The 577-nt window shown below is 72.3% G+C and carries 1 protein-coding gene; it reads left to right on the top strand.

Annotated features, from left to right (window positions below; genetic code table 11):
• On the top strand, positions 1-577 hold a 577-nt coding region (gene cobF / locus AACY19_RS26820), incomplete at both ends, for a precorrin-6A synthase (deacetylating) (RefSeq protein ID WP_339454510.1).

Below are 577 nucleotides of genomic sequence, written 5' to 3'. Positions count from 1 at the left end.
CGACCTGCGCCGCGCGATCTGCGCGCGGGTGCTGACCGGGCCGACGCGGATCGTCGCCTTCGACATGCCGGTGCGCGCAGCAGGCGGGGACTATGCCCACGCCGTCGACGACTGGCACGACGCCATCGCCGCCGCATGGCGCGCTCAGATCGTGGCGCATTTGCCCGAGGGCGGGCGGCTGGCGCTGCTCGTCTGGGGCGATCCCGCGCTCTATGACAGCAGCTTGCGCATCGCGGAGCGGTTGCGGGCGAGCGGCCTGCCGCTCCGCGTGCGCGTCGTGCCGGGACTGACCAGCCTGCAGCTGCTCACCGCCGCGCACGCCATCCCGCTCAATGCCCTCGCGGGTGCCGTCACGATCACCACCGGGCGGTTATTGCGCGCCTGTGGCTGGCCCGACGCGGCCGACACGGTTGTGGTTATGCTCGACAGCGGCTGCGCGTTCGAGGTGCTGGAGCCGGACGGCATTTCGATCTGGTGGGGTGCCTATGTCGGGATGCCACAGGAAACGCTGATCCACGGACCGCTCGCCACCGTCGCGCCGCGCATTGCCGCCGCGCGAGCCAACCTGCGCGCGCGC

The sequence above is a fragment of the Pseudomonas sp. EA_5y_Pfl2_R50 genome (assembly GCF_963970475.1).
In the GTDB taxonomy this organism is placed as follows: Bacteria; Pseudomonadota; Gammaproteobacteria; order Pseudomonadales; family Pseudomonadaceae; genus Aquipseudomonas.
Note: the sequence above shows the minus strand (reverse complement) of the source record. Positions and strands in the feature narration are given on the sequence as shown.